Raw genomic sequence first — 19093 nt, 5'->3', positions numbered from 1 at the left:
GATGAGACCCCTTCGATACTCGATCAACGTCACGCTCGACGGCTGCTGCCATCACGAGGCAGGGCTCCTCCCGGACGAGGAGTCGATGCGTTACTGGGCCGCTGAGATGGAGCGAGCCGACGCCCTGCTGTTCGGCCGGGTGACCTACGAGATGATGGAGTCGGCGTGGCGGAAGCCGGCCACGGGCACCTGGCCTGACTGGATGGACGAGTGGCAGATCCCGTTCGCCGAGGCCATCGACCGGGCGAAGAAGTACGTCGTGTCGAGCACGCTGAGCGCGGTCGACTGGAATGCCGAGCTGGTGCGGGGCGACCTCGGGCAAGCGGTTCGGCGGCTCAAGCAGGAGTCAGGCGAGGGCCTGTGGGTGGGTGGCGTGGCGCTCCCCCTGGCGTTGGCGGATCTGGGACTGATCGACGAGTACGAGTTTCTGGTGCAGCCGGTCCTTGCCGGACGCGGGCCGACGTTGCTCGCCGGTCTGCGCGAGCGCATCGAGCTCGAGCTCGTGGACCGTCGTGAGTTCCGGTCCGGGGCGGTCGCCCAGCGGTACCGGCCCACGCGAGTCACGGCGGCGGTGTAGCCGGCGATGTGCCCAGGTCTCCAACCGGTCTGCTGAGTGTGCAGGTCCAGGGCAAGCTCAGGGGGGAACTGTTCCAGCTCGGGATCAGACGCCGAAGGCGGCCGGGTAGCGGATGGTGCCGGACGGCACCGGACGGCTGGGGTCGAGGGCGAGCGCCATCATGTAAGCGTCGTCGACCTCGAACGGCGGCCGGATCCCGTGGCGTGCGGCCGGGGTGAAGCCGAAGCGGGGGTAGTAGTCGGCGTGGCCGAGCACGAGCACGAGGTTCTCCCCCTGCTGCCGGGCGGCGTCGAGGGCGGCGCGGATGGCGGCCGCGCCGGCGCCGCGTCGCTGGAATTCGGGCCTGACGGCGCATGGCGCCAGGGCGAGGGCCGCGGCGTCGTCGACGTGGCAGCGGGTGAGCAGCGCGAACCCGGCCAGGCCGCCGCCGGGCGCCTCGGCGACCCAGGAGAGGCCGGGGATCCACGCCTCCGGGTCGGCGCGCAGCGCCTCGACCAGGTCGGCCTCCTCCGAGGTGGGGAAGGCCGCCACATTGATCTCGCGGATCTCGGCGACGTCGGCGGCGGTCTCGGGACGGGCGATCCAACCACGGGCCACGGGGGCCTCCTCCTCACCTGACGGGCCTCGGTGATCTCCACGCTAGCAGTCGGGTCCTGGTGACTTATGCCCGCTTAACATCTAGACTCCTAAAGTACTAGGAGACTAGATGAATGGAGAATCCGTTGATCGAGTTCTACCTCGACAGCCGGTCCGGTGTCTCGCCCTACCTGCAGCTGGTCCAGCAGGTCAGGCATGCGCTCCGGCTGGGCCTGCTGGACGAGGGCGACCAGCTCCCGACGGTCAAGGACGTGGTGGCCGGGCTGGCCATCAACCCCAACACGGTGCTCAAGGCCTACCGGGAGCTCGAGCACGAGGGCCTGGTCGCCGCCAGGCCCGGGGTCGGCACGTTCGTGACCAGGACGCTGGCCGGCGCCTCGCTGGCCGCGCACGGCCCGCTCCGCCAGGACCTGCGGCGCTGGCTGGTCAAGGCCCGCAAGGCCGGCCTCGACGACGAGAGCATCGAGGCCCTGTTCATGACCACCTTTCGGACCGCCTCACAGGAGGACATAGCGTGACCTCTGTCCTGCAAGCCCACGGACTGGGCAAGAAGTACGGGAAACGCTGGGCGCTGCGCGAGTGCACCATCGACGTCCCGTCCGGGCACGTGGTCGGCCTGGTGGGCCCGAACGGGGCGGGCAAGACCACGCTGCTGAAGCTGGCCAGCGGCCAGCTCGAACCGTCCGCCGGCGGCATCACCGTGCTGGGCGGCCGTCCCGCGGCCGGGCCGGCGCAGCTGGCCAAGGTGGGGTTCGTCGCCCAGGACACCCCCGCCTACGCCGGGCTGACCGTCGCCGAGCACCTGCGCTTAGGCGCCCGGCTCAACCCCCGCTGGGACGACGCCCTGGCGCGGGAGCGGATCGCGCGCCTCGGCCTCAGCCCCGGCCAGCGGGCGGGCAAGCTGTCGGGCGGCCAGCGCGCCCAGCTCGCCCTCACCGTGGGCCTGGCCAAACGGCCGCAGCTGCTGATCCTGGACGAGCCGGTCGCCTCGCTCGACCCGCTCGCCCGCCGCGAGTTCATGCAGGGACTGATGGAGGCCACCGCCGAGCACGAGTTCAGCGTGGTGCTCTCCTCCCATCTCGTCTCCGACCTGGAACGGGTCTGCGACTACCTGATCGTGCTGGTCGACTCGCGGGTGCAGGTGGCGGGCGAGGCCGAACGGCTGCTGGCCACCCACTACCGGCTCACCGGCCCGCGCCGCGACCCTGACCGGCTGCCCGCCGGCCAGCAGGTGGTCTCCGCACGCCACACCGACCGGCAGAGCACGTACGTGATCCGTACCGACGAACCGATCCACGATCCCGCCTGGGCGGTCACCCGGCTCAGCCTGGAGGACCTCGTCCTGGCCTACATGGACAAGCGCGTCGCCGACGACCGGCGGGCCGCGCTGGAGGTGCAGCGATGATCTGGCTCACCTGGCGGCAGTTCCGCGGCTCGGCGCTGATGATGGCCGCCTTCCTCGTCGTCCTCGCCGTCGTGCTGGCCCTGACCGGCCCCGATCTGGCCGCCCGCTACTCCGCCGGCATCGCCGAGTGCGTGCAGGACAAGTCCTGCGGCCGCTTCTACGATCGCTTCTTCGACGAGTACCAGATGCCGTTCGAGGCGCTGACCCTCGTCGTGATGCTCCTGCCCGTCCTGATCGGGCTCTTCTGGGGAGCGCCGCTGATCACCCGCGAGCTGGAGGCGGGCACGCACCTGCTGGTGTGGAACCAGAGCATCACCCGCCGCCGCTGGCTGGCGGTCAAGCTCGGGCTCGTCGGCCTGGCCGCCGTGGCCGCCGCCGGTCTGGGCGGTCTCGCGGTGACCTGGTGGTCCGATCCGCTGGACAAGTCGGCCATGCCGGAGCTGGCCCTGATGGCTCCTCTGGTGTTCGGCGCCCGCGGCATCGCGCCGATGGGGTACGCCGCCTTCGCCTTCGTCCTGGGCGTGACCGTAGGCATGTTCGTCCGCAGGGTGCTGCCCGCCATGGCCCTCACCCTGGCCGCCTTCGCCGTGGTCCAGCTCGCCATGCCGATGCTGGTCAGGCCCCACCTGATGACCCCCGCCACGGGGGCCTTCGAGCTCGGCGAGGTGAACGTGGACGGCATCGGCGTGAGCCGGGACGAGAACCAGACCGTGCACGTCCAGCTGTCACCGGCCGTCCCCGGCCATGCCGGCGCCTGGGTCCTGTCCAGCCGGCTCGTCGATCCGTCCGGGCGCACGATCCCCGACGACGACCCGGGGAGCGGCGTCACGATCTCCACCACGTCGGGCCCCTGCGCGCCGAGCGGCGGCATGGACGGATGCCTGGCCGAGATCAACCGGCTCGGCTACCGGCAGCAGGCCACCTACCAGCCCCTCGACCGCTTCTGGCCGTTCCAGTGGATCGAGACCGGGATCTACGCCCTCCTCACCGCCGGGCTCACAGGGCTCTGCTTCTGGTGGATCCGGAGACGCCTTTCATGACCGCCGTCAGGATCGGGCCAAGGATCGGAGCAGCCGGGCTGGCGCTCCTCCTGGCGGCGGCCTGCACCGCGCCGACACCGCCGCGCAGCCAGGAGAACACGGCGGCCGGCACGATCTGCGCGCGGCCCCAGGGCGCCCCCCAGCCGGAGAAGCCCACCACCGTCGACGTGATCGAGCAGGCGTACTTCTGCATCCTGGGCAACTACTACAGCGGCGCCACGATGGACGCCAGCACGCTGCTGACCTCCGGGTTCGTCGCCCTGACCCAGGAGCTCAACCGCCAAGGGCGCGACCTGGCCGACGCGACCATGCCGCCGCTGACCGGTGACAGGAAGGCCGACTGGGTCGCCTTCGAGGCCGTCTACCGCCGGACTGCCGACCAGGTCCCGGACCTGCGCGACCGGCTGGCCGTGGTGACCTTGGAGGCCATGGTGGCGGCGCTCGGCGACAACCACGCCCGCTGGGCCCACGGCCTCGAACGGCACCCCGACCGCTACGACGGCGACGGCTACGGTCTGGGCCTGGCGGCGAACGTCGCCGGTCCGCAGGTCGAAGGCAACCCGGGCACCGCCCTGCCGCCGCTGTTCGTCACCACCGTGGAGGGCGGCGCGGCGCGGGCCGCCGGGCTGCGCCCCGGCGACGTCATCGAGTCGATCAACGGTACGGCGCCCTTCGTCGGAGGGAAGGCCACCCCGGCGATCGCCGCCCTCTACCCCGGCTACCCCGAGGCCGGGCCGGTCCGGCTGCGGCTGCTGCGGCAGAGCACCGGCCGCCGCTGGAGCGTGACGCTCAAGCCCGGCCTCTACCAGCGGGACCTGGCCGGCCTGCAGGCGGTGCGGTCGGAGCTGCTGGCCGGCGACGTCGCCTACGTGCGGGTGCGCGGCTTCAGCTCCGACGTCGCGAACCGGGTCTTCAGGGCGATCTCCCGGCTGCGCGCCGGCCGGACGCTCTCCGGCGTCGTGCTGGACCTGCGCGGCAACGGCGGCGGCAGCCCCGTCGAGGCGACCCGGCTGGTGAGCGGGTTCGCGCACGGCAAGGTCACCGCCTACCAGTGCACGGCCGACGGCGCCTGCGAGGCCATGCGCACCGACGACACCGTCGAGCTGATCGGGCTGCCGCTGGTGGTGCTCACCGACCGCGGCTGCGCCTCGGCCTGCGAGCACTTCAGCTCCGCGATCAAGGACCTGCGCGCCGGCCGGCTGGTCGGCACCAGGACCGCCGGGGTCATCTCCGGGCCCGCGCAGCCGTACCTCCTGAGCGACAACACCCTGCTGAGCTTCCCCAACAGGCACCACCTGGGGCCCGACCGGGAGGTGATCGACCGGGTCGGCGTGCCGCCCGACCACCACGTGCCCCTGACCCCGAAGGACGCGGCCGCCGGGCGCGACCCCGCGCTGGCCAAGGCCCTGACCTTGCTGCAGAAGTGAAGGGACCTCTCGATGAGACACCTCCTGGCGGTCGCCGCGGGCCTGGTCGTGCTGGCCTCGTCAGCCTCCTTGTCGGCCTGCTCCGCGCCGGTGCCGCCCCGCTCCGCCGCCCCGTCGCCGACGCCCACCGGCCCGGCCGTCCTGCCCGCGCCCTCCGGCGGCCATCCCGTCGGCACCACCGTCCTGCATCTGAAGGACACCTCCCGCCCGGACCCCTGGGACCTCGACGCCGACGCCAGGGAGCTCAAGGTCACCCTGTGGTACCCGGCCGAGCGGCGTGACGGGAAACGCGCGCCGTACATGACGCCGCGCGAGTCGGAGCTGTTCCTCAAGGGTTCGAGGATCACCGGCGTCCCGTCCGACATCCTGAGCCGGACCCGCACCAACGCCGTCCAGGACGCCGAGCCCACGGGGCGGAACCTCCCGCTGGTGGTGCTGTCCCCCGGCTTCACCAAACCGCTGAGCACGCTCACGTCCCTGGCCGAGGACCTGGCCGGCCGGGGATACGTGGTGGCCGGGATCGACCACACCCACGAGAGCTACGCCACGACGCTGGCCGGCGGCCGGGTCGCGGAGTGTCTCGCCTGCGACAGCGACACCGACCCGGGCTTCGGCGCGGTGGTGGTCCGGGGCCGGGCGGCCGACGTCTCCTTCGTGCTCGACCAGCTGCCGTCCCGCTGGGATGGCGCCGCCCGGATCGACCGCTCCAGGATCGCGATGGCCGGCCAGTCGATCGGCGGGGCGAGCGCGGTGGCGGCCATGGTCCAGGATCCCCGGGTACGCGCCGGCATCGACATGGACGGCACCACCTACGCCCGCATCCCCAAGGGCGGGTTCACCAAGCCGTTCATGTTCATCGGCTCGCCGGAGCACGCCCCCGGCGGCCGGGACACCACGTGGGATCGCGACTGGAAGCTGCTGACCGGGTGGAAGCGGTGGATCGTGCTGAAGGGCGCGGACCACCAGTCCTTCACCGACATCCCGGTGCTGGCGGGCGCGCTCGGCATCGAACCCGCCGATGCGCGGCTAACGCCGGCCCGCGCCGCGGAGCTCACCAGGACGTACGTGGCGGCCTTCCTCGACCTGCATCTCAAGGGGCGGCGACAGCCCGTCCTGGACGGGCCGTCGGCACGCCACCCCGAGGTCGAGCACCACACCCCCGAGCTCAGCGGCCCGAGGTGAACGCCCCGGCGTGGTCGCGGGCGAACGAGGCGACGTCGCGCGGTGCACGGCCGAGGATCTCGGCGACCGCGTCCGTGGTGAAGTCGCCCCAGCCGGTGACGTACGCCTGCGCGTACTCCTCCAGCATGTCGGCGATCCACGCCGGGACGCCGGCGTCGAGCAGCGACTTGCGCTTGGCGTCGTCGCTGACCGGCAGGTACGCGATCGGCCTGCCGAGAGCCGCGCTCAGGTCGCCCGCGACCTCGTCGAACGTCACCGAGCGGGGGCCGGTGAGCGTGTAGGTCCGGCCGTGGTGCCGGTCCGGGCCGTCGAGCAGCACCCGGGCGCCGCACGCGGCGATGTCGCGGGCGTCGATCATGCCGATCCGGGCCGGGCCGATGTTCAGCGCGAACGTGCCGGTGCCGGCGATGTCGCCGGCCTCGTTCAGCAGGTTCTGCATGAACCAGTGCGGGCGCAGGATCGTCCAGCGCAGGCCGGAGCGTTCGATCTCGTGGTCGGACAGCGCGTGCAGCCTGCCGCTGCGCGTCGGCGCGTCGTGCGCCGAGCCGACGGCGGACAGGCGCACGACCCGCTCCGCCCCGGCCCGGCGCGCCGCCCACAGCACGTTGCTGCTGTGCTCCGGCGCGCGCGGGCCGTTCGGCGGCAGCAGCCACACGTCCTGCACCCCCTCGAACGCGGCGGGCAGCGTGCGGGGGTCGCCGAGGTCGCCGACGAAGACCTCGGCCCCCCGTTCCCGGACGGCGGCGGCCCTGGACTCGTCGCGGACGAGGGCGCGCAGGTTCAGGTCGGTGCCGCGCAGCGCCTCCATCAGCAGGGTGGACACCGTGCCGGTGGCTCCGGTGATCAGTACGTTCCGTGACATGGTCGTGCTCCTCAGATGGTGATGGGACAGGGTTCAGTCGAGCGAGGCGGCCGGCTCCGGGTGACGCGGTGCGGGCTCCTTCCCGGCCGCCCGCACGGAGAGGCGCTCCAGCGTCCAGAGCGCGAGAGTGCCGGCCGAGAGAGCGGCGCCGAGCACGCACACGCCGGACCAGCCCCCGTACGCCCAGACCACCGACGTCAACGCGGAGCCGACCGCGCCGCCGACGAAGAAGGAGGTCATGAAGGCGGAGTTGATCCGGTTGCGCGCCTCGGGGCGGAGCGCGTAGATGACGTTCTGGCTGCTGTTGAGCACCGCCTGATGGGCCAGGTCCAGCACGATCACGCCGATGATCAGCCACGTCAGGGAGTGCGCCCCGGCGCCGATGGCCGCCCAGGACGCCACCAGCAGGATCGTCCCGGCCGCGGTCACCCGCTGGACGTGCCCGCGGTCGGCCAGCCGCCCGGCCACCGTGGCGGTCAGCGCCCCCGCGACGCCGACCAGGCCGAACAGTCCGATGGCCGACTCCGTCCAGTCGTAGGGCGAGCCTGCCAGCAGGAGGGTCAGCGCCGTCCACAGCACGCTGAACGAGGCCAGGCTCAGGGCGCCGATGGCCGATCGCCACCGCAGCAGCGGCTCGTACCGGAACATCGCCACCGTGGAGCGCAGCAGGGCCAGGTAGGACAGCCGTCCGCTGCCGCCGCCGAGCCGGGGCAGGAGCGCCCGCAGCAGCACGGCCATCAGCAACATCAGCGCGGCGTTCACCCAGTAGACCGTCCGCCAGCCGCCCAGCTCCGACAGCGCTCCGGACGCGGTACGGGCCAGCAGCAGGCCGAGCATCAGCCCGGTCATCACGGTGCCGACCACCCGGCCGCGCTCGGCCGGGTCCGCCAGCGTCGCCGCGAACGGGACCACCACCTGCGCGGCGACCGAGGTCAGCCCGGTCAGCGCCGTGCTGATCAGCAGCACCCGGCCGTCGGGCGCGACGGCCGACACCAGCAGGAACAGCGCGGTGGCGGCGTAGAGCGCCACGGCGAGCCGCCGGCGCTCCATCAGGTCGCCGAGCGGCACCAGCAGGATCAGGCCCAGGGCGTACCCGGCCTGCGCCGCCGTCACCGTCAGCGCCGCCTGCGACGGGCCCAGCCCCAACTCCCGGCCGATCAGGTCGAGCAGCGGCTGGGCGAAGTAGTTGCCCGCGACGGCCAGCCCCGTCGCCACCGACATGAGCAGCAGCAGCCCCTGTGACAGGCCGCCTTTCGCACGGGTTCGCGTCGTCATGCGGTCAAGCATCGGCGAGAGGGGATCAATGAGTCCAACACATGTTTGTCATTCCAACGATCGTGCTTCACGATTGATCGGTGGAGCTTCAGCAGATGCGGTACGTCGTCGCGGTCGCGGAGACGCGCAATTTCACCCGGGCAGCCGAGCAGTGCCTGGTCGTCCAGTCGGCGCTGAGTCACCAGATCGCCCGGCTGGAGCGCGAGCTGGGCGCCAAGCTGTTCGAGCGCACCAGCCGCCGCGTCCGGCTGACCCCGGCCGGCGAGGCGTTCCTCCCGGCGGCCCGGCAGGCTCTCGACGCCGCCGAGCGGGCCCGGGCCGAGGTGGCGGCCGCCGCCGGCGAGATCCGGGGCCGGCTAGCGATCGGCGCCATCCCCACCGTCACGGCGGTCGACCTCCCGGTCGCGCTGCGCCGGTTCCACCGGCGTCACCGGGAGGTGCGGATCACCCTGCGCTCCGGCGCGAGCGAGGAGATGATCGAACGGGTCCGGCAGGGCACCATGGACCTCGCCTTCCTCGGGCTTCCCCTGGACGCGCGGCCCAAGGGGGTCAACGGGCGGGAGCTGGCACGCGGCGACCTGGTCGCCGTGGTGGCGCCCGGCCATCCACTGGCCGACCGCGACCACGTGATGCTGCGCGACCTGGCGGACGAGCCGTTCGTCGACTTCCCCGCGGGCAGCGCCGGGCGGATCCAGTCGGACGAGGCCTTCGCGGCGGCCGGGGTGCGGCGTGAGGTCGCCTTCGAGGTGTCGACCCCCGACTTCATGGCCCGCCTGATCCGGCAGGACCTGGGGATCGGGATGCTGCCCGAGTCGTTCGCGCCGGTCTTCCCCGACCTGCCCGTGGTCCGGCTCAGCGACGCCCCGGCCCGCCTGGAGCACCTCATCTGGAGCCGTCTGCGGCCCTCCCCCGCCGCCGCGGCGTTCCTGTCCATGATCGGCATCTCGGTCGGTCCCTGAACTGACATCCTGTACGGATGAGACAGGTGACCGTTCTCGGCAGTTGCGGCGCGTTCCCCGAGCCTGGCCGGGCCTGCAGCGGGTTCGCGGTCGAGTGGGACGGCTACCGACTGCTGCTCGACCTGGGCTACGCCACGCTGCCCCGGCTGCTCGCGCACTGGCCGGACGGCGCGGTGGACGCCGTCGTCGTCACCCACGAACACCCCGACCACTGCGTCGACCTGCACGGGTTGTTCCGGATGCGCTACTACGGCGACCCCGGCGGCCCCCGGCTGCCGTTGTACTGCCCGCCGGGCGTGCTCGACCGGATCGGCGGGCTGGAGCCCGACGCCGACCTCCACGCGGTCTTCGACATGCGTCCGCTGCCGGGCAGCCACCGGGTGGGGCCGTTCGCCCTCACCGGGCTGCCGCTGCCGCATTACGTGCCCGCCGCCGGCGTCCGCCTGGAGGCCGACGGGATCGTCCTCGCCTACACCGGCGACACCGGCCCGACTCCCCTGCTCGCCGAGCTCGGGCGCGACGCCGACCTGTTCGTCGTCGAGGCCACCGACCGCGAGGGCGAGACCGGACGTCCCACCCGCAATCTGCTCACCTCAGCGGAGGCCGGTCACTGGGCCGGCCGCGCGGGCGCGCGCCGGTTGATGCTCACCCACTTCTGGCCGGGCAACGACCGGGCCGCCGCCGTGGCCGCCGCACGGAAGGAGTTCGGCGGTGAGGTGGTGGCGGCCGAGGAAGGGCTCACGATCCCGCTCGGGCGGAGTGGCGCCGCTGACTAGAGGGTCTCGGCCACCGGCCGGCGGGCGCCGAGGCGGGCCGGCACCGCGGTCAGCATCGCCACCACGAGCACGGTGGCGAGCACCAGGACGAGCAGGTGCCAGGAGGCGGGGAGCGTGGCTCTGCCGCTGTCGCCGCCGGTGATCGCGTTGATGGCGGCGAACAGCGCGAGCCCTCCCGGGAAGACGCCCAGGACGGCGCCGGCGAGCGCGGGCAGCACCTGCGCGGCCGCCATGGCCGTGCTCACCTCACCCGGGCTCGCGCCGAGTGCCCGGGTCAGAGCCGACGCGTGCCGGTTGTCGAGCACCGTCGCCCAGGTGATGACGACGGCGTTGATCGCCGCCAGCGCGAGCAGCAGGACCGTCCAGGTGAGGAGCACGCGGCGGAGCACCTCCACCTGGACGTCGCCGTAGCCGCCGACGAGTGGCTGGTCGGCGAGGAAGGCGTCGAGCACCAGGAGGACGTAGACCCCGCTGACCGTGATCGCGATGCTGACCACGGCCAGCACGACCCGGCGCGGGCGGCGGGCGGCGACCCGGAAGGCGAGCAGCAGCGGAGTGGGCAGCCGGGCCGAGAGCGCGATCAGCCAGCCGACGCGGCGGGGCGGGCGTGGCGAGTCGGCCAGCGCGGTGACCGTGCTGGCACGGGCGGCTCGCACGGTGGGGACGATGGTCGCGGTCACCGCGACTCCCAGCGCGACCGCGGTCACCAGACCGATGGTGGACAGGGTCACCGGCCGTGGGCCCGCGGCGCCGACGAGACCGGCGCTCGACTCGGTGAGCAGCGGCGCGGTCAGCGTTCCGACGGTCAGTCCGGCGGCGGTGGCGAGCACGGCGACGAGGACGTACTGCGCGAGCAGGACCGCGGCGACGAAGCCGGGGGTTCCGCCGACGGCCTTGAGGAGGCCGACACGTCTGTGCTGGTCGGCGATGCGGCCTCCGACCAGCACGGAGAGACTGGCCACGGAGAGCAGCCCGAGCAGCCACGCGCCGATCATCAGCAGGATCTGCGAGTCCTGGGCCAGTTCGGTGGCGTCGGCGAGGACGGTCTCCCAGGACTGCAGGAGTGTCCGGCCGTTCTGATGGGCGTCGACGAACGCCTGGGCCTGATCCGGGTCGGCCAGTTTCAGGTTCGTCACGTACGTCAGGTTGTCCGGATCGAGGCTGCGCGCATCCGCCTGGGTGAGCCAGACCAGTCCGGGGTTCTGCAGGAGCCCCTCGGGCGTGCCGGCCGACCTGGCTCCATGGACGCATCCCTGGGCGACAAGGCAGGTTCCGCTGGGGTAGGGCGCCATGGCGGCGGTGACCGCCACGCCGACGACCTCGAACGACCGGCCGTTCAGGGTCACCGGATCGCCGACGCGGAGTCCGAGCGCGGTGGCGAAGGCGGCCTCGGCCACCACGCCGCCGTCGCGTACCCAGCTTCCCCGGGTGAGCCGGGGCTGGTCGACCGAGGCCATCGCGGCCTCCCGTCCGACGGCCTGGACGTCCGAGGTCCCGTCCGATGCCCGGAGTCGCGCCGCGGCGACCGGATAGGGCCCGCCGTGGCCGGCGACACCGGCCAGTTTCTGCAGGTCGGTCAGGAGGGCGGGGTCACCGGCGCCGGCGACCACATCGGGCCCGTCGGTCGCCTCCCGGGTGCTCCGGTAGGGGTCGCCGGCCGTGTCGCGCAGGACGAGCCCGAGCGTCAACGTCGTCGTGGCGGCCATGACGGCGAGCAGCAGCAACACGGTCTCGGTACGGCGTCGCCGCAGGTCACGCACCGCCAGGCGGCACACGAGCAGAAGGCGTCCGATCATCGTCAGTCCTCCAGGCCGATCAGGGCGCCGAGCTTGCCGGTGGTGCCGCCCGTCAGCCTGGTCTCGTCCACCAGGGCGCCGTCGCGCATCGAGAACATCCGGTCCGCGGTCGCCGCGATCCGGGGGTCGTGGGTGACGATGACCAGCGTCTGCCCGGACCGGTGCAGGTCGTCGAAGAGCTGAAGGACGTCCAGGGTGGCGGCGCTGTCGAGATTCCCGGTCGGTTCGTCGGCCAGGACGACCTTCGGTTCGTTGCTCAGCGCGCGGGCGACCGCGACCCGCTGCCGCTGCCCGCCGGAGAGCGCGGAGGGCAGGAACCGCGCCCGGCCGGCCAGCCCGACCTGTTCCAGCAGCTCCTCCGCACGCCGTCTGGCGACCCGCGGTGAGCGCCCGGCCAGCAACGCCGACAGCTCGACGTTCTCCACCGCGGTGAGCTCCTCCATCAGGTGAAAGGACTGGAACACGAAGCTGATGTCGGTCCGTCGCATCCGGGCCAGGGCCTTCTCGCCGATGTCGTCGATGCGGCGGCCGTTCAGCGACACCTCTCCGGCCGAGGGCCGGTCCAGGCCTCCGAGCAGGTGTAAGAGCGTGGACTTCCCGCAGCCGCTGGGGCCCATGATCGCCACCGTCTCACCTGCGCCGATCTCGAGATCGACGCCGTCGACGGCGCGCACCAGCCCCTCGCCCTTGCCGTAGTGCTTGCTCAATCCACTGGCTCGAAGCACGGGCTTCTCCACATCGCTCACGATCCACTCCTCAGATGGGTCCAGTTCCGCTCACATGCCTCAAGCCAGCGCAGGTCCGCCTGCAGCCGGAGCACGATTCCCTCCAGCAGCAGCGCCGCGTCCGAGTGGTCCGGCTCGGCCATGGCGGCGCGCTGGGCGTCACGCAGCCGGCGCAGCAGCTCGCGGCGCTGGGTGTCGACGATGGTGAGCGGGTCGGCGAGCCCGGCCGACGCGGCGGCGATCAGTTTGAGATGGAACTCGGCGAGGTCGGGTTTCGGCCAGCTCACCTCGGCGAGCCACTCGGCGACTCGCTCCCGGCCCTGGGGCGTGAGCGCGTACACCTTCCGATCCGACCGGTCGGCCTCGTCGGCCGACTTCTCGACCGCCAGCAGACCGGCCTTCTCCAGTCTGGTCAGCGTGACGTAGACATGGCCGGCGTTCATCGCGTCGCCGAGCGGACCGAGCGCGTCGCGCAGTCTCGCGCGCAGCTGATAGCCGTGCGAAGGCTCCTTCGCCAGCATCGCCAGCAGCACTTCCTGGTGCAATGGGCCACCTCCCTCTAACCGTTAGCCACTATAGCTAACGGTTAGACCTTATGAGGCGGCGCAGTCTCTCTGCTTCCGCGCAGGGACGGTTCAGACCTGCCCTGACCGGCCGAAACAGGTGGCGAAGGTCGCGGTGAGGGCGTCCAGGGCCGGGGTGTAGGCGTGGTCGGGCGGACGGCCGTAGCCGATGATGACGCCCTGACGGGTGGAGGGCACCTCGCTGCCCTCCGACAGGTAGCCGACGGCGAGTCCGTGAGCCCGCGCGGCGTCGCGGATGTCGGACTCGGCGGGGCCGTCCGGCGGCAGGAGCGCCAGGGCGTGCAGACCGGCGGCGATGCCCGTCAGCGCGATCGGGAACCCGGCGAGGTGACGGCGGAGCTGGTCGCGGCGGCGCAGGTAGCGCCGGCGGGAGGCGCGGATGTGGCGGTCGTAGCCGTGGCGGTCGATCAGGTCGCTCAGGGTCAGCTGGCCGAGGTGTTCGGTGTGGTGGTCGGTGTGCAGGCGGGCGTCGGCGACCGGGGCGATCAGCCAGGGCGGCAGGACCATCCAGCCGATCCGCAGCGCCGGGCCGAGCGTCTTGGAGGTCGTGCCCAGGTAGGCGACGCGGTCGGGGGCGACGCCCTGCAGCGCGCTGACAGGCTTGCGGTCGTAGCGGAACTCGGCGTCGTAGTCGTTCTCGACGATCAGGCCGCCGGACGAGCGCGCCCAGTCGAGCAGGGCGCGCCGCCGATCGGGGTGGAGGGTCCGGCCGGTCGGGTACTGATGGGCCGGGGTGACCTCCACCGCGTCCGCGCCCAGGTCGCCGAGAAGGTCGGTACGGGCGCCGAGGTCGTCGACCGGGAGCGGCATCACCCGGGCGCCGGTGCGGCGGACCGCCTCGCGGTGCATCGGGACACCGGGGTCCTCCATCGCGAAGGTCCCGCCGACGACGGTGGCGAGGAGCGTCAGGCCCTGGAGGTAACCGTTGGTGATCACCACCTCGTCCGGGTGGGCCGACACGCCCCGGGCCCGTCCCAGGTATCCGGCGAGCGCGGCCCGCAGCTCCGGGCGGCCCCGCGGGTCTCCGTAGCCGAAGGCGTCGGCCGGAGCCGATCCGAGGGCGCGCCGCGCCGACTCCAGCCACGCCGCCACCGGGAACGCCGACGCGTCCGCCCTCCCCGGCCGCAGATCGTGCCGCGGCTGCTCCGCCGCCGGTGTCGCGGAGGGAGCCGGCGCGGCCTGCGGTCGCAGCGCCACCACGGTGCCCGAACCCTGCCGCGCGGTCAGGTATCCCTCGGCGATCAGCTGGTCGTAGGCCGCCCGCACCGTGCCCCGCGCCAGCCCCAGGTCCGCCGCGAGCCTGCGGGTCGCCGGCAGCCGTGTCCCGGTCGGCAGGCGTCCCGACCGCACCGCCTCCCGCAGCGCCCGCTCCAGCCCGGTCCGCCGGCCCTCCGTGACGTCCAGGTCCAGATGCAGATCCATGCCCGGATTGGGCCATTCATCCGCCATTGAAGTGGATCTTACCTTCGGCCCAATCGGGTCCTTATTGTCGTCGGGTGCCCTCGGACCGCCCCAGCGCAACGGAGAACCCATGACACCCAAGCTGATCATCTTCGACAACGACGGCGTCCTCGTCGACAGCGAGCCCACCGCGCACCGGGTGCTGTCCGAGTACCTCACCGAATTGGGCTTCCCCTTCACCCTGGAGGAGTCGTACCGGCACTTCCTCGGCAACGCCGCTCGCACCGTCCACACGGTCGTCGCCGACAGGTACGGCGGCACGCTCCCCGACGACTTCACCGCACGCTGCCACGAGCGGGTGTTCGCCGCCTTCAGGCGAGGACTGACCGCCGTCCAGGGAGCCGCCGCCGTCCTGACCGAGCTGCGCGGGCGCGGCGTCCCCTACTGCGTGGCGTCCTCCTCCGACCATGCCTGGATCGACCTCACCCTCGACCGGACGGGCCTGCGTCCCCTGCTGCCGCCCGAGGTGGTCTTCAGCGCCCAGGACGTCGGCGGCGTCGGCAAGCCCGCCCCTGATCTCTTCCTCCATGCCGCGGCCTCGTTCGGCAGCGACCCGCGTGACTGCCTGGTCGTCGAGGACAGCCCCAACGGCGTCCGCGCGGCGAACGCCGCCGGCATGCCCGTTCTCGGCTACGCCGCCCTGACCCCGGCGCACCGGCTCACCGGGGCCACGTCCCTCGTCACGGACCTGACCGAGATCCTCGACCACCTCGACGGCTGAACCCCGTTCCCGGCTTTTCGTGGAAATGGAATTGACGAGTGCAGGTCCCTATGGGATGCTGAAGGCGGCCCCGAGGTTGACGGTTATAGTACGCGTGGACACTCGTTTCCATTTGCGTTATGCTGCTCGCCCGCGCTGCTTCGCAATGCCCCGATTTCGGTCGGGGCGTTTGGCATGCGCGCAGTCGATTCCATTCCGTGTCTTCCGGAAGGACATCTGTTGGCAGCCTCGCGCAACGCCTCCGCCCTATCCGCCGGTCCCCGTCGCGTCTCTTTTTCGCGTATCCAGGAGCCGCTCGAAGTTCCTGACCTTCTCGCCCTGCAGACCGAGTCGTTCGACTGGTTGCTGGGCAACGAGAAGTGGAAGGCCCGGGTCGAGGCGGCTCGCCAGGCCGGGCGCAAGGACGTCCCGACCCAGTCGGGTCTCGAAGAGATCTTCGAAGAGATCAGTCCGATCGAGGACTTCTCGGGGACCATGTCCTTGTCGTTCCGCGATCACCGGTTCGAGCCGCCCAAGCACTCGGTCGATGAGTGCAAGGACAAGGACATGACCTTCTCCGCCTCGATGTTCGTGACGGCGGAGTTCATCAATAACACGACCGGTGAGATCAAGAGCCAGACGGTGTTCATGGGCGATTTCCCGCTCATGACGCCGAAGGGCACGTTCATCATCAACGGCACCGAGCGGGTCGTGGTCTCGCAGCTGGTGCGTTCGCCGGGGGTGTACTTCGACCGCAGTGTCGACAAGACCTCCGACAAGGATCTGTTCGGCTGCAAGGTGATCCCCTCGCGGGGCGCCTGGCTGGAGTTCGAGATCGACAAGCGCGACAGCGTCGGTGTGCGCGTCGACCGCAAGCGCAAGCAGGCCGTGACCGTGCTGCTCAAGGCGCTGGGCTGGACCAGCGAGCAGATTCTGGAGCGGTTCGGCCGGTACGAGTCGATGCGGGCCACGCTGGAGAAGGATCACACCGCCGGTCAGGACGACGCCCTGCTCGACATCTACCGCAAGCTGCGGCCGGGTGAGCCGCCGACCAAGGAGTCGGCGCAGACCCTGCTGGAGAACCTGTACTTCAACCCCAAGCGGTATGACCTGGCCAAGGTCGGCCGCTACAAGATCAACAAGAAGCTCGGCGTGGCCGCCGACATCACCCAGGGCACGCTGACCGAAGAAGACATCGTCGCGATGATCGAATATCTCGTGCGGCTGCACGCCGGCGAGACCACGATGGGCGAGGCCGTCGTGGAGGTCGACGACATCGACCACTTCGGCAACCGCCGCATCCGCAACGTCGGCGAGCTCATCCAGAACCAGGTCCGCCTGGGCCTGGCCCGCATGGAGCGCGTCGTCCGCGAGCGCATGACCACGCAGGACGTCGAGGCGATCACGCCGCAGACCCTGATCAACATCCGCCCGGTGGTGGCGTCGATCAAGGAGTTCTTCGGCACCTCCCAGCTGTCGCAGTTCATGGACCAGACCAACCCGCTGGCCGGCCTGACACACAAGCGGCGGCTGAACGCGCTCGGCCCCGGCGGCCTGTCCCGTGAGCGGGCGGGCATGGAGGTCCGCGACGTGCACCCGTCCCACTACGGCCGGATGTGCCCGATCGAGACCCCTGAAGGCCCCAACATCGGCCTCATCGGCTACCTCGCCTGCTTCGCCAGGCTCAACGCGTTCGGCTTCATCGAGACGCCCTACCGCAAGGTCGTCGACGGCCGGGTGACCGAGCAGATCGACTACCTGACCGCCGACGTCGAGGATCGGTACGTGATCGCCCAGGCGAACTCGCCGCTGTCGCCTGACGGCTCCTTCGCCGAGTCCCGGGTGCTGGTCCGCACCAAGGGCGGCGAGTTCGAGTACGTGCGCTCCGACGAGGTGCACTACATGGACGTGTCGCCGCGCCAGATGGTGTCGGTGGCCACCGCGATGATCCCGTTCCTGGAGCACGACGACGCCAACCGCGCGCTCATGGGGGCCAACATGATGCGCCAGTCGGTGCCGCTGCTCAAGAGCGAGGCGCCGCTGGTCGGCACCGGCATGGAGTACCGTGCCGCGACCGACCCGGGCGACATGGTCATCACCGAGAAGGCCGGGGTGGTGGAGGAGGTCTCCGCCGACTACATCACCGTGGCCAACGACGACGCCACCCGCACCACCTACCGGGTGGCCAAGTTCAAGCGCTCCAACCACGGCACCTCGTTCAACCAGAAGCCGATCGTGGCCGAAGGCGACCGCGTGGAGTCCGGTCAGGTCATCGCCGACGGGCCCAGCACCGACTCCGGCGAGATGGCGCTGGGCAAGAACCTCCTGGTGGCGTTCATGCCGTGGGAGGGTCACAACTACGAAGACGCCATCGTCCTGTCGCAGCGGCTGGTGCAGGACGACGTGCTGTCCTCGATCCACATCGAGGAGCACGAGGTCGACGCCCGTGACACCAAGCTGGGCCCGGAGGAGATCACCCGGGACATCCCGAACGTGTCGGAGGAGGTGCTGGCCGATCTCGACGAGCGCGGCATCATCCGGATCGGCGCCGAGGTGGTGCCCGGCGACATCCTGGTCGGCAAGGTCACCCCGAAGGGCGAGACCGAGCTGACGCCGGAGGAGCGGCTGCTGCGGGCGATCTTCGGGGAGAAGGCCCGGGAGGTCCGTGACACCTCGCTGAAGGTGCCGCACGGTGAGCAGGGCAAGGTCATCGGCGTGCGGGTGTTCTCCCGTGAGGAGGGCGACGAGCTGCCGCCGGGGGTCAACGAGCTGGTGCGCGTGTACGTGGCGCAGAAGCGTAAGATCACCGACGGTGACAAGCTGGCCGGCCGGCACGGCAACAAGGGTGTCATCTCCAAGATCCTGCCGGTGGAGGACATGCCGTTCCTGGAGGACGGCACGCCGGTCGACATCATCCTCAACCCGCTGGGCGTGCCCGGCCGGATGAACGTCGGCCAGGTGCTGGAGACCCATCTGGGGTGGATCGCCGCCCGCGGCTGGGACATCTCCGGCATCGAGGAGGCGTGGGCCGAGCGGCTGCACGAGAAGGGCTTCGAACGGGTGGAGCCCTGGACGAACGTCGCCACCCCGGTCTTCGACGGAGCGACCGAAGAGGAGATCATCGGCCTGCTCGACAGCACCATCCCGAACCGCGACGGCGACCGGCTGGTCGAGCGCAGCGGGAAGGCCCGGCTGTTCGACGGGCGCAGCGGCGAGCCGTTCCCCTACCCCATCGCCGTCGGCTACATCTACATCCTCAAGCTGCACCACCTGGTCGACGACAAGATCCACGCCCGCTCGACCGGCCCGTACTCCATGATCACCCAGCAGCCGCTCGGCGGTAAGGCGCAGTTCGGCGGCCAGCGCTTCGGCGAGATGGAGGTGTGGGCGCTGGAGGCCTACGGCGCCGCCTACGCCCTGCAGGAACAGCTCACCATCAAGTCCGACGACGTCATCGGGCGGGTGAAGGTCTACGAGGCCATCGTCAAGGGCGAGAACATCCCCGAGCCCGGCATCCCGGAGTCCTTCAAGGTCCTCATCAAGGAGATGCAGTCGCTCTGCCTCAACGTCGAGGTGCTGTCCAGCGACGGCATGTCGATCGAGATGCGCGACTCCGACGAGGACGTCTTCCGCGCCGCGGAGGAACTGGGCATCGACCTGTCCCGGCGTGAGCCGAGCAGCGTCGAAGAGGTCTGACGCCCCGGCCGGGTGACGGGCTCCGCGCCCG

At 71.5% G+C, this 19093-nt stretch carries 17 protein-coding genes; 10 read left to right on the top strand and 7 right to left on the bottom strand.

Annotated elements, in window-relative coordinates:
• Position 1 precedes the first annotated feature (1 nt).
• The gene (locus tag ACGFI7_RS25105; RefSeq protein ID WP_393408772.1) at positions 2 to 577 is read left to right on the top strand and encodes a dihydrofolate reductase family protein; all 576 of its coding nucleotides are present in this window, start codon (positions 2 to 4) and stop codon (positions 575 to 577) included.
• 84 nt (positions 578 to 661) lie between these two features.
• Here the strand turns inward: ACGFI7_RS25105 and ACGFI7_RS25100 are convergent, their stop codons facing one another.
• Positions 662 to 1174 carry a GNAT family N-acetyltransferase gene (locus ACGFI7_RS25100; RefSeq protein ID WP_393408769.1) on the bottom strand — a complete coding sequence of 171 codons (513 nt, stop codon included), beginning with the start codon at positions 1172 to 1174 and terminating at the stop codon, positions 662 to 664.
• Between the two features lie 113 nt (positions 1175 to 1287).
• Here ACGFI7_RS25100 and ACGFI7_RS25095 point away from each other — a divergent pair, with 113 nt between their 5' ends.
• The 5 genes from ACGFI7_RS25095 to ACGFI7_RS25075 are packed head-to-tail and all read left to right on the top strand — an operon-like array spanning position 1288 to position 6228.
• Positions 1288 to 1692, top strand: coding sequence for a GntR family transcriptional regulator (locus ACGFI7_RS25095; RefSeq protein ID WP_393408766.1), 405 nt, complete (start codon positions 1288 to 1290; stop codon positions 1690 to 1692).
• Positions 1689 to 2579, top strand: coding sequence for an ATP-binding cassette domain-containing protein (locus tag ACGFI7_RS25090; protein WP_393408764.1), 891 nt, complete (start codon positions 1689 to 1691; stop codon positions 2577 to 2579). Before ACGFI7_RS25095 ends, ACGFI7_RS25090 begins: the two co-directional genes overlap by 4 nt.
• A complete protein-coding gene (locus ACGFI7_RS25085) occupies positions 2576 to 3619 on the top strand; it encodes an ABC transporter permease (RefSeq protein WP_393408762.1) in 1044 nt (347 codons plus the stop codon). Before ACGFI7_RS25090 ends, ACGFI7_RS25085 begins: the two co-directional genes overlap by 4 nt.
• Positions 3616 to 5046, top strand: a complete 1431-nt coding sequence (locus ACGFI7_RS25080) for a S41 family peptidase (RefSeq protein WP_393408759.1) — start codon at positions 3616 to 3618, stop codon at positions 5044 to 5046. Before ACGFI7_RS25085 ends, ACGFI7_RS25080 begins: the two co-directional genes overlap by 4 nt.
• A 12-nt stretch (positions 5047 to 5058) precedes the next feature.
• Entirely contained in the window at positions 5059 to 6228 is a 1170-nt protein-coding gene (locus tag ACGFI7_RS25075; RefSeq protein ID WP_393408757.1) for an alpha/beta hydrolase family protein, read from the top strand.
• Here the strand turns inward: ACGFI7_RS25075 and ACGFI7_RS25070 are convergent.
• A complete protein-coding gene (locus tag ACGFI7_RS25070) occupies positions 6212 to 7090 on the bottom strand; it encodes an SDR family oxidoreductase (protein ID WP_393408755.1) in 879 nt (292 codons plus the stop codon). The genes ACGFI7_RS25075 and ACGFI7_RS25070 overlap by 17 nt on opposite strands.
• Positions 7091 to 7123: 33 nt before the next feature.
• On the bottom strand, positions 7124 to 8365 hold the full coding sequence (locus tag ACGFI7_RS25065; RefSeq protein WP_393408753.1) for an MFS transporter: 1242 nt from the start codon (positions 8363 to 8365) through the stop codon (positions 7124 to 7126).
• Between the two features lie 80 nt (positions 8366 to 8445).
• Here ACGFI7_RS25065 and ACGFI7_RS25060 point away from each other — a divergent pair, with 80 nt between their 5' ends.
• Both ACGFI7_RS25060 and ACGFI7_RS25055 read left to right on the top strand, forming a co-directional pair.
• Positions 8446 to 9324, top strand: coding sequence for a LysR family transcriptional regulator (locus ACGFI7_RS25060; protein ID WP_393408751.1), 879 nt, complete (start codon positions 8446 to 8448; stop codon positions 9322 to 9324).
• Between the two features lie 17 nt (positions 9325 to 9341).
• Complete coding sequence (locus ACGFI7_RS25055; RefSeq protein WP_393408748.1) at positions 9342 to 10100, top strand: MBL fold metallo-hydrolase; 759 nt, start codon at positions 9342 to 9344, stop codon at positions 10098 to 10100.
• On the opposite strand, the gene ACGFI7_RS25050 is transcribed toward ACGFI7_RS25055, so the two are convergent.
• From ACGFI7_RS25050 to ACGFI7_RS25035, 4 genes are all read right to left on the bottom strand, one after another.
• Positions 10097 to 11896 carry an ABC transporter permease gene (locus ACGFI7_RS25050; RefSeq protein WP_393408746.1) on the bottom strand — a complete coding sequence of 600 codons (1800 nt, stop codon included), beginning with the start codon at positions 11894 to 11896 and terminating at the stop codon, positions 10097 to 10099. The genes ACGFI7_RS25055 and ACGFI7_RS25050 overlap by 4 nt on opposite strands.
• A 2-nt stretch (positions 11897 to 11898) precedes the next feature.
• Entirely contained in the window at positions 11899 to 12642 is a 744-nt protein-coding gene (locus ACGFI7_RS25045) for an ABC transporter ATP-binding protein (protein ID WP_393408743.1), read from the bottom strand.
• Positions 12639 to 13166: a PadR family transcriptional regulator gene (locus tag ACGFI7_RS25040; protein ID WP_393408740.1), complete on the bottom strand. Its 528-nt coding sequence runs from the start codon at positions 13164 to 13166 to the stop codon at positions 12639 to 12641. The genes ACGFI7_RS25045 and ACGFI7_RS25040 overlap by 4 nt, the downstream gene beginning before the upstream one ends.
• Positions 13167 to 13256: 90 nt before the next feature.
• On the bottom strand, positions 13257 to 14627 hold the full coding sequence (locus ACGFI7_RS25035) for a PLP-dependent aminotransferase family protein (RefSeq protein WP_393408738.1): 1371 nt from the start codon (positions 14625 to 14627) through the stop codon (positions 13257 to 13259).
• Between the two features lie 109 nt (positions 14628 to 14736).
• Between ACGFI7_RS25035 and ACGFI7_RS25030 the strand changes: the two genes are divergently transcribed.
• Positions 14737 to 15387: an HAD family hydrolase gene (locus ACGFI7_RS25030; RefSeq protein WP_393408736.1), complete on the top strand. Its 651-nt coding sequence runs from the start codon at positions 14737 to 14739 to the stop codon at positions 15385 to 15387.
• Between the two features lie 219 nt (positions 15388 to 15606).
• Positions 15607 to 19062, top strand: a complete 3456-nt coding sequence (gene rpoB / locus ACGFI7_RS25025) for a DNA-directed RNA polymerase subunit beta (protein ID WP_393408734.1) — start codon at positions 15607 to 15609, stop codon at positions 19060 to 19062.
• Positions 19063 to 19093 lie beyond the last annotated feature (31 nt).

Origin of the sequence: Nonomuraea sp. NPDC048826, assembly GCF_043198225.1 — a bacterium.
Classification (GTDB): domain Bacteria; phylum Actinomycetota; class Actinomycetes; order Streptosporangiales; family Streptosporangiaceae; genus Nonomuraea.
Note: the sequence above shows the minus strand (reverse complement) of the source record. Positions and strands in the feature narration are given on the sequence as shown.

What these genes read in the sequence shown, in the direction of transcription:
- ACGFI7_RS25035 (WP_393408738.1), bottom strand. Translation starts at nt 14,627, where the DNA reads ATGGATCTGCATCTGGACCTGGACGTCACGGAGGGCCGGCGGACCGGG.
- ACGFI7_RS25050 (WP_393408746.1), bottom strand. Translation starts at nt 11,896, where the DNA reads ATGATCGGACGCCTTCTGCTCGTGTGCCGCCTGGCGGTGCGTGACCTG.
- ACGFI7_RS25070 (WP_393408755.1), bottom strand. Translation starts at nt 7,090, where the DNA reads ATGTCACGGAACGTACTGATCACCGGAGCCACCGGCACGGTGTCCACC.
- ACGFI7_RS25075 (WP_393408757.1), top strand. Translation starts at nt 5,059, where the DNA reads ATGAGACACCTCCTGGCGGTCGCCGCGGGCCTGGTCGTGCTGGCCTCG.
- ACGFI7_RS25080 (WP_393408759.1), top strand. Translation starts at nt 3,616, where the DNA reads ATGACCGCCGTCAGGATCGGGCCAAGGATCGGAGCAGCCGGGCTGGCG.
- ACGFI7_RS25030 (WP_393408736.1), top strand. Translation starts at nt 14,737, where the DNA reads ATGACACCCAAGCTGATCATCTTCGACAACGACGGCGTCCTCGTCGAC.
- ACGFI7_RS25055 (WP_393408748.1), top strand. Translation starts at nt 9,342, where the DNA reads ATGAGACAGGTGACCGTTCTCGGCAGTTGCGGCGCGTTCCCCGAGCCT.
- ACGFI7_RS25095 (WP_393408766.1), top strand. Translation starts at nt 1,288, where the DNA reads ATGGAGAATCCGTTGATCGAGTTCTACCTCGACAGCCGGTCCGGTGTC.
- ACGFI7_RS25105 (WP_393408772.1), top strand. Translation starts at nt 2, where the DNA reads ATGAGACCCCTTCGATACTCGATCAACGTCACGCTCGACGGCTGCTGC.
- ACGFI7_RS25085 (WP_393408762.1), top strand. Translation starts at nt 2,576, where the DNA reads ATGATCTGGCTCACCTGGCGGCAGTTCCGCGGCTCGGCGCTGATGATG.
- ACGFI7_RS25065 (WP_393408753.1), bottom strand. Translation starts at nt 8,365, where the DNA reads ATGACGACGCGAACCCGTGCGAAAGGCGGCCTGTCACAGGGGCTGCTG.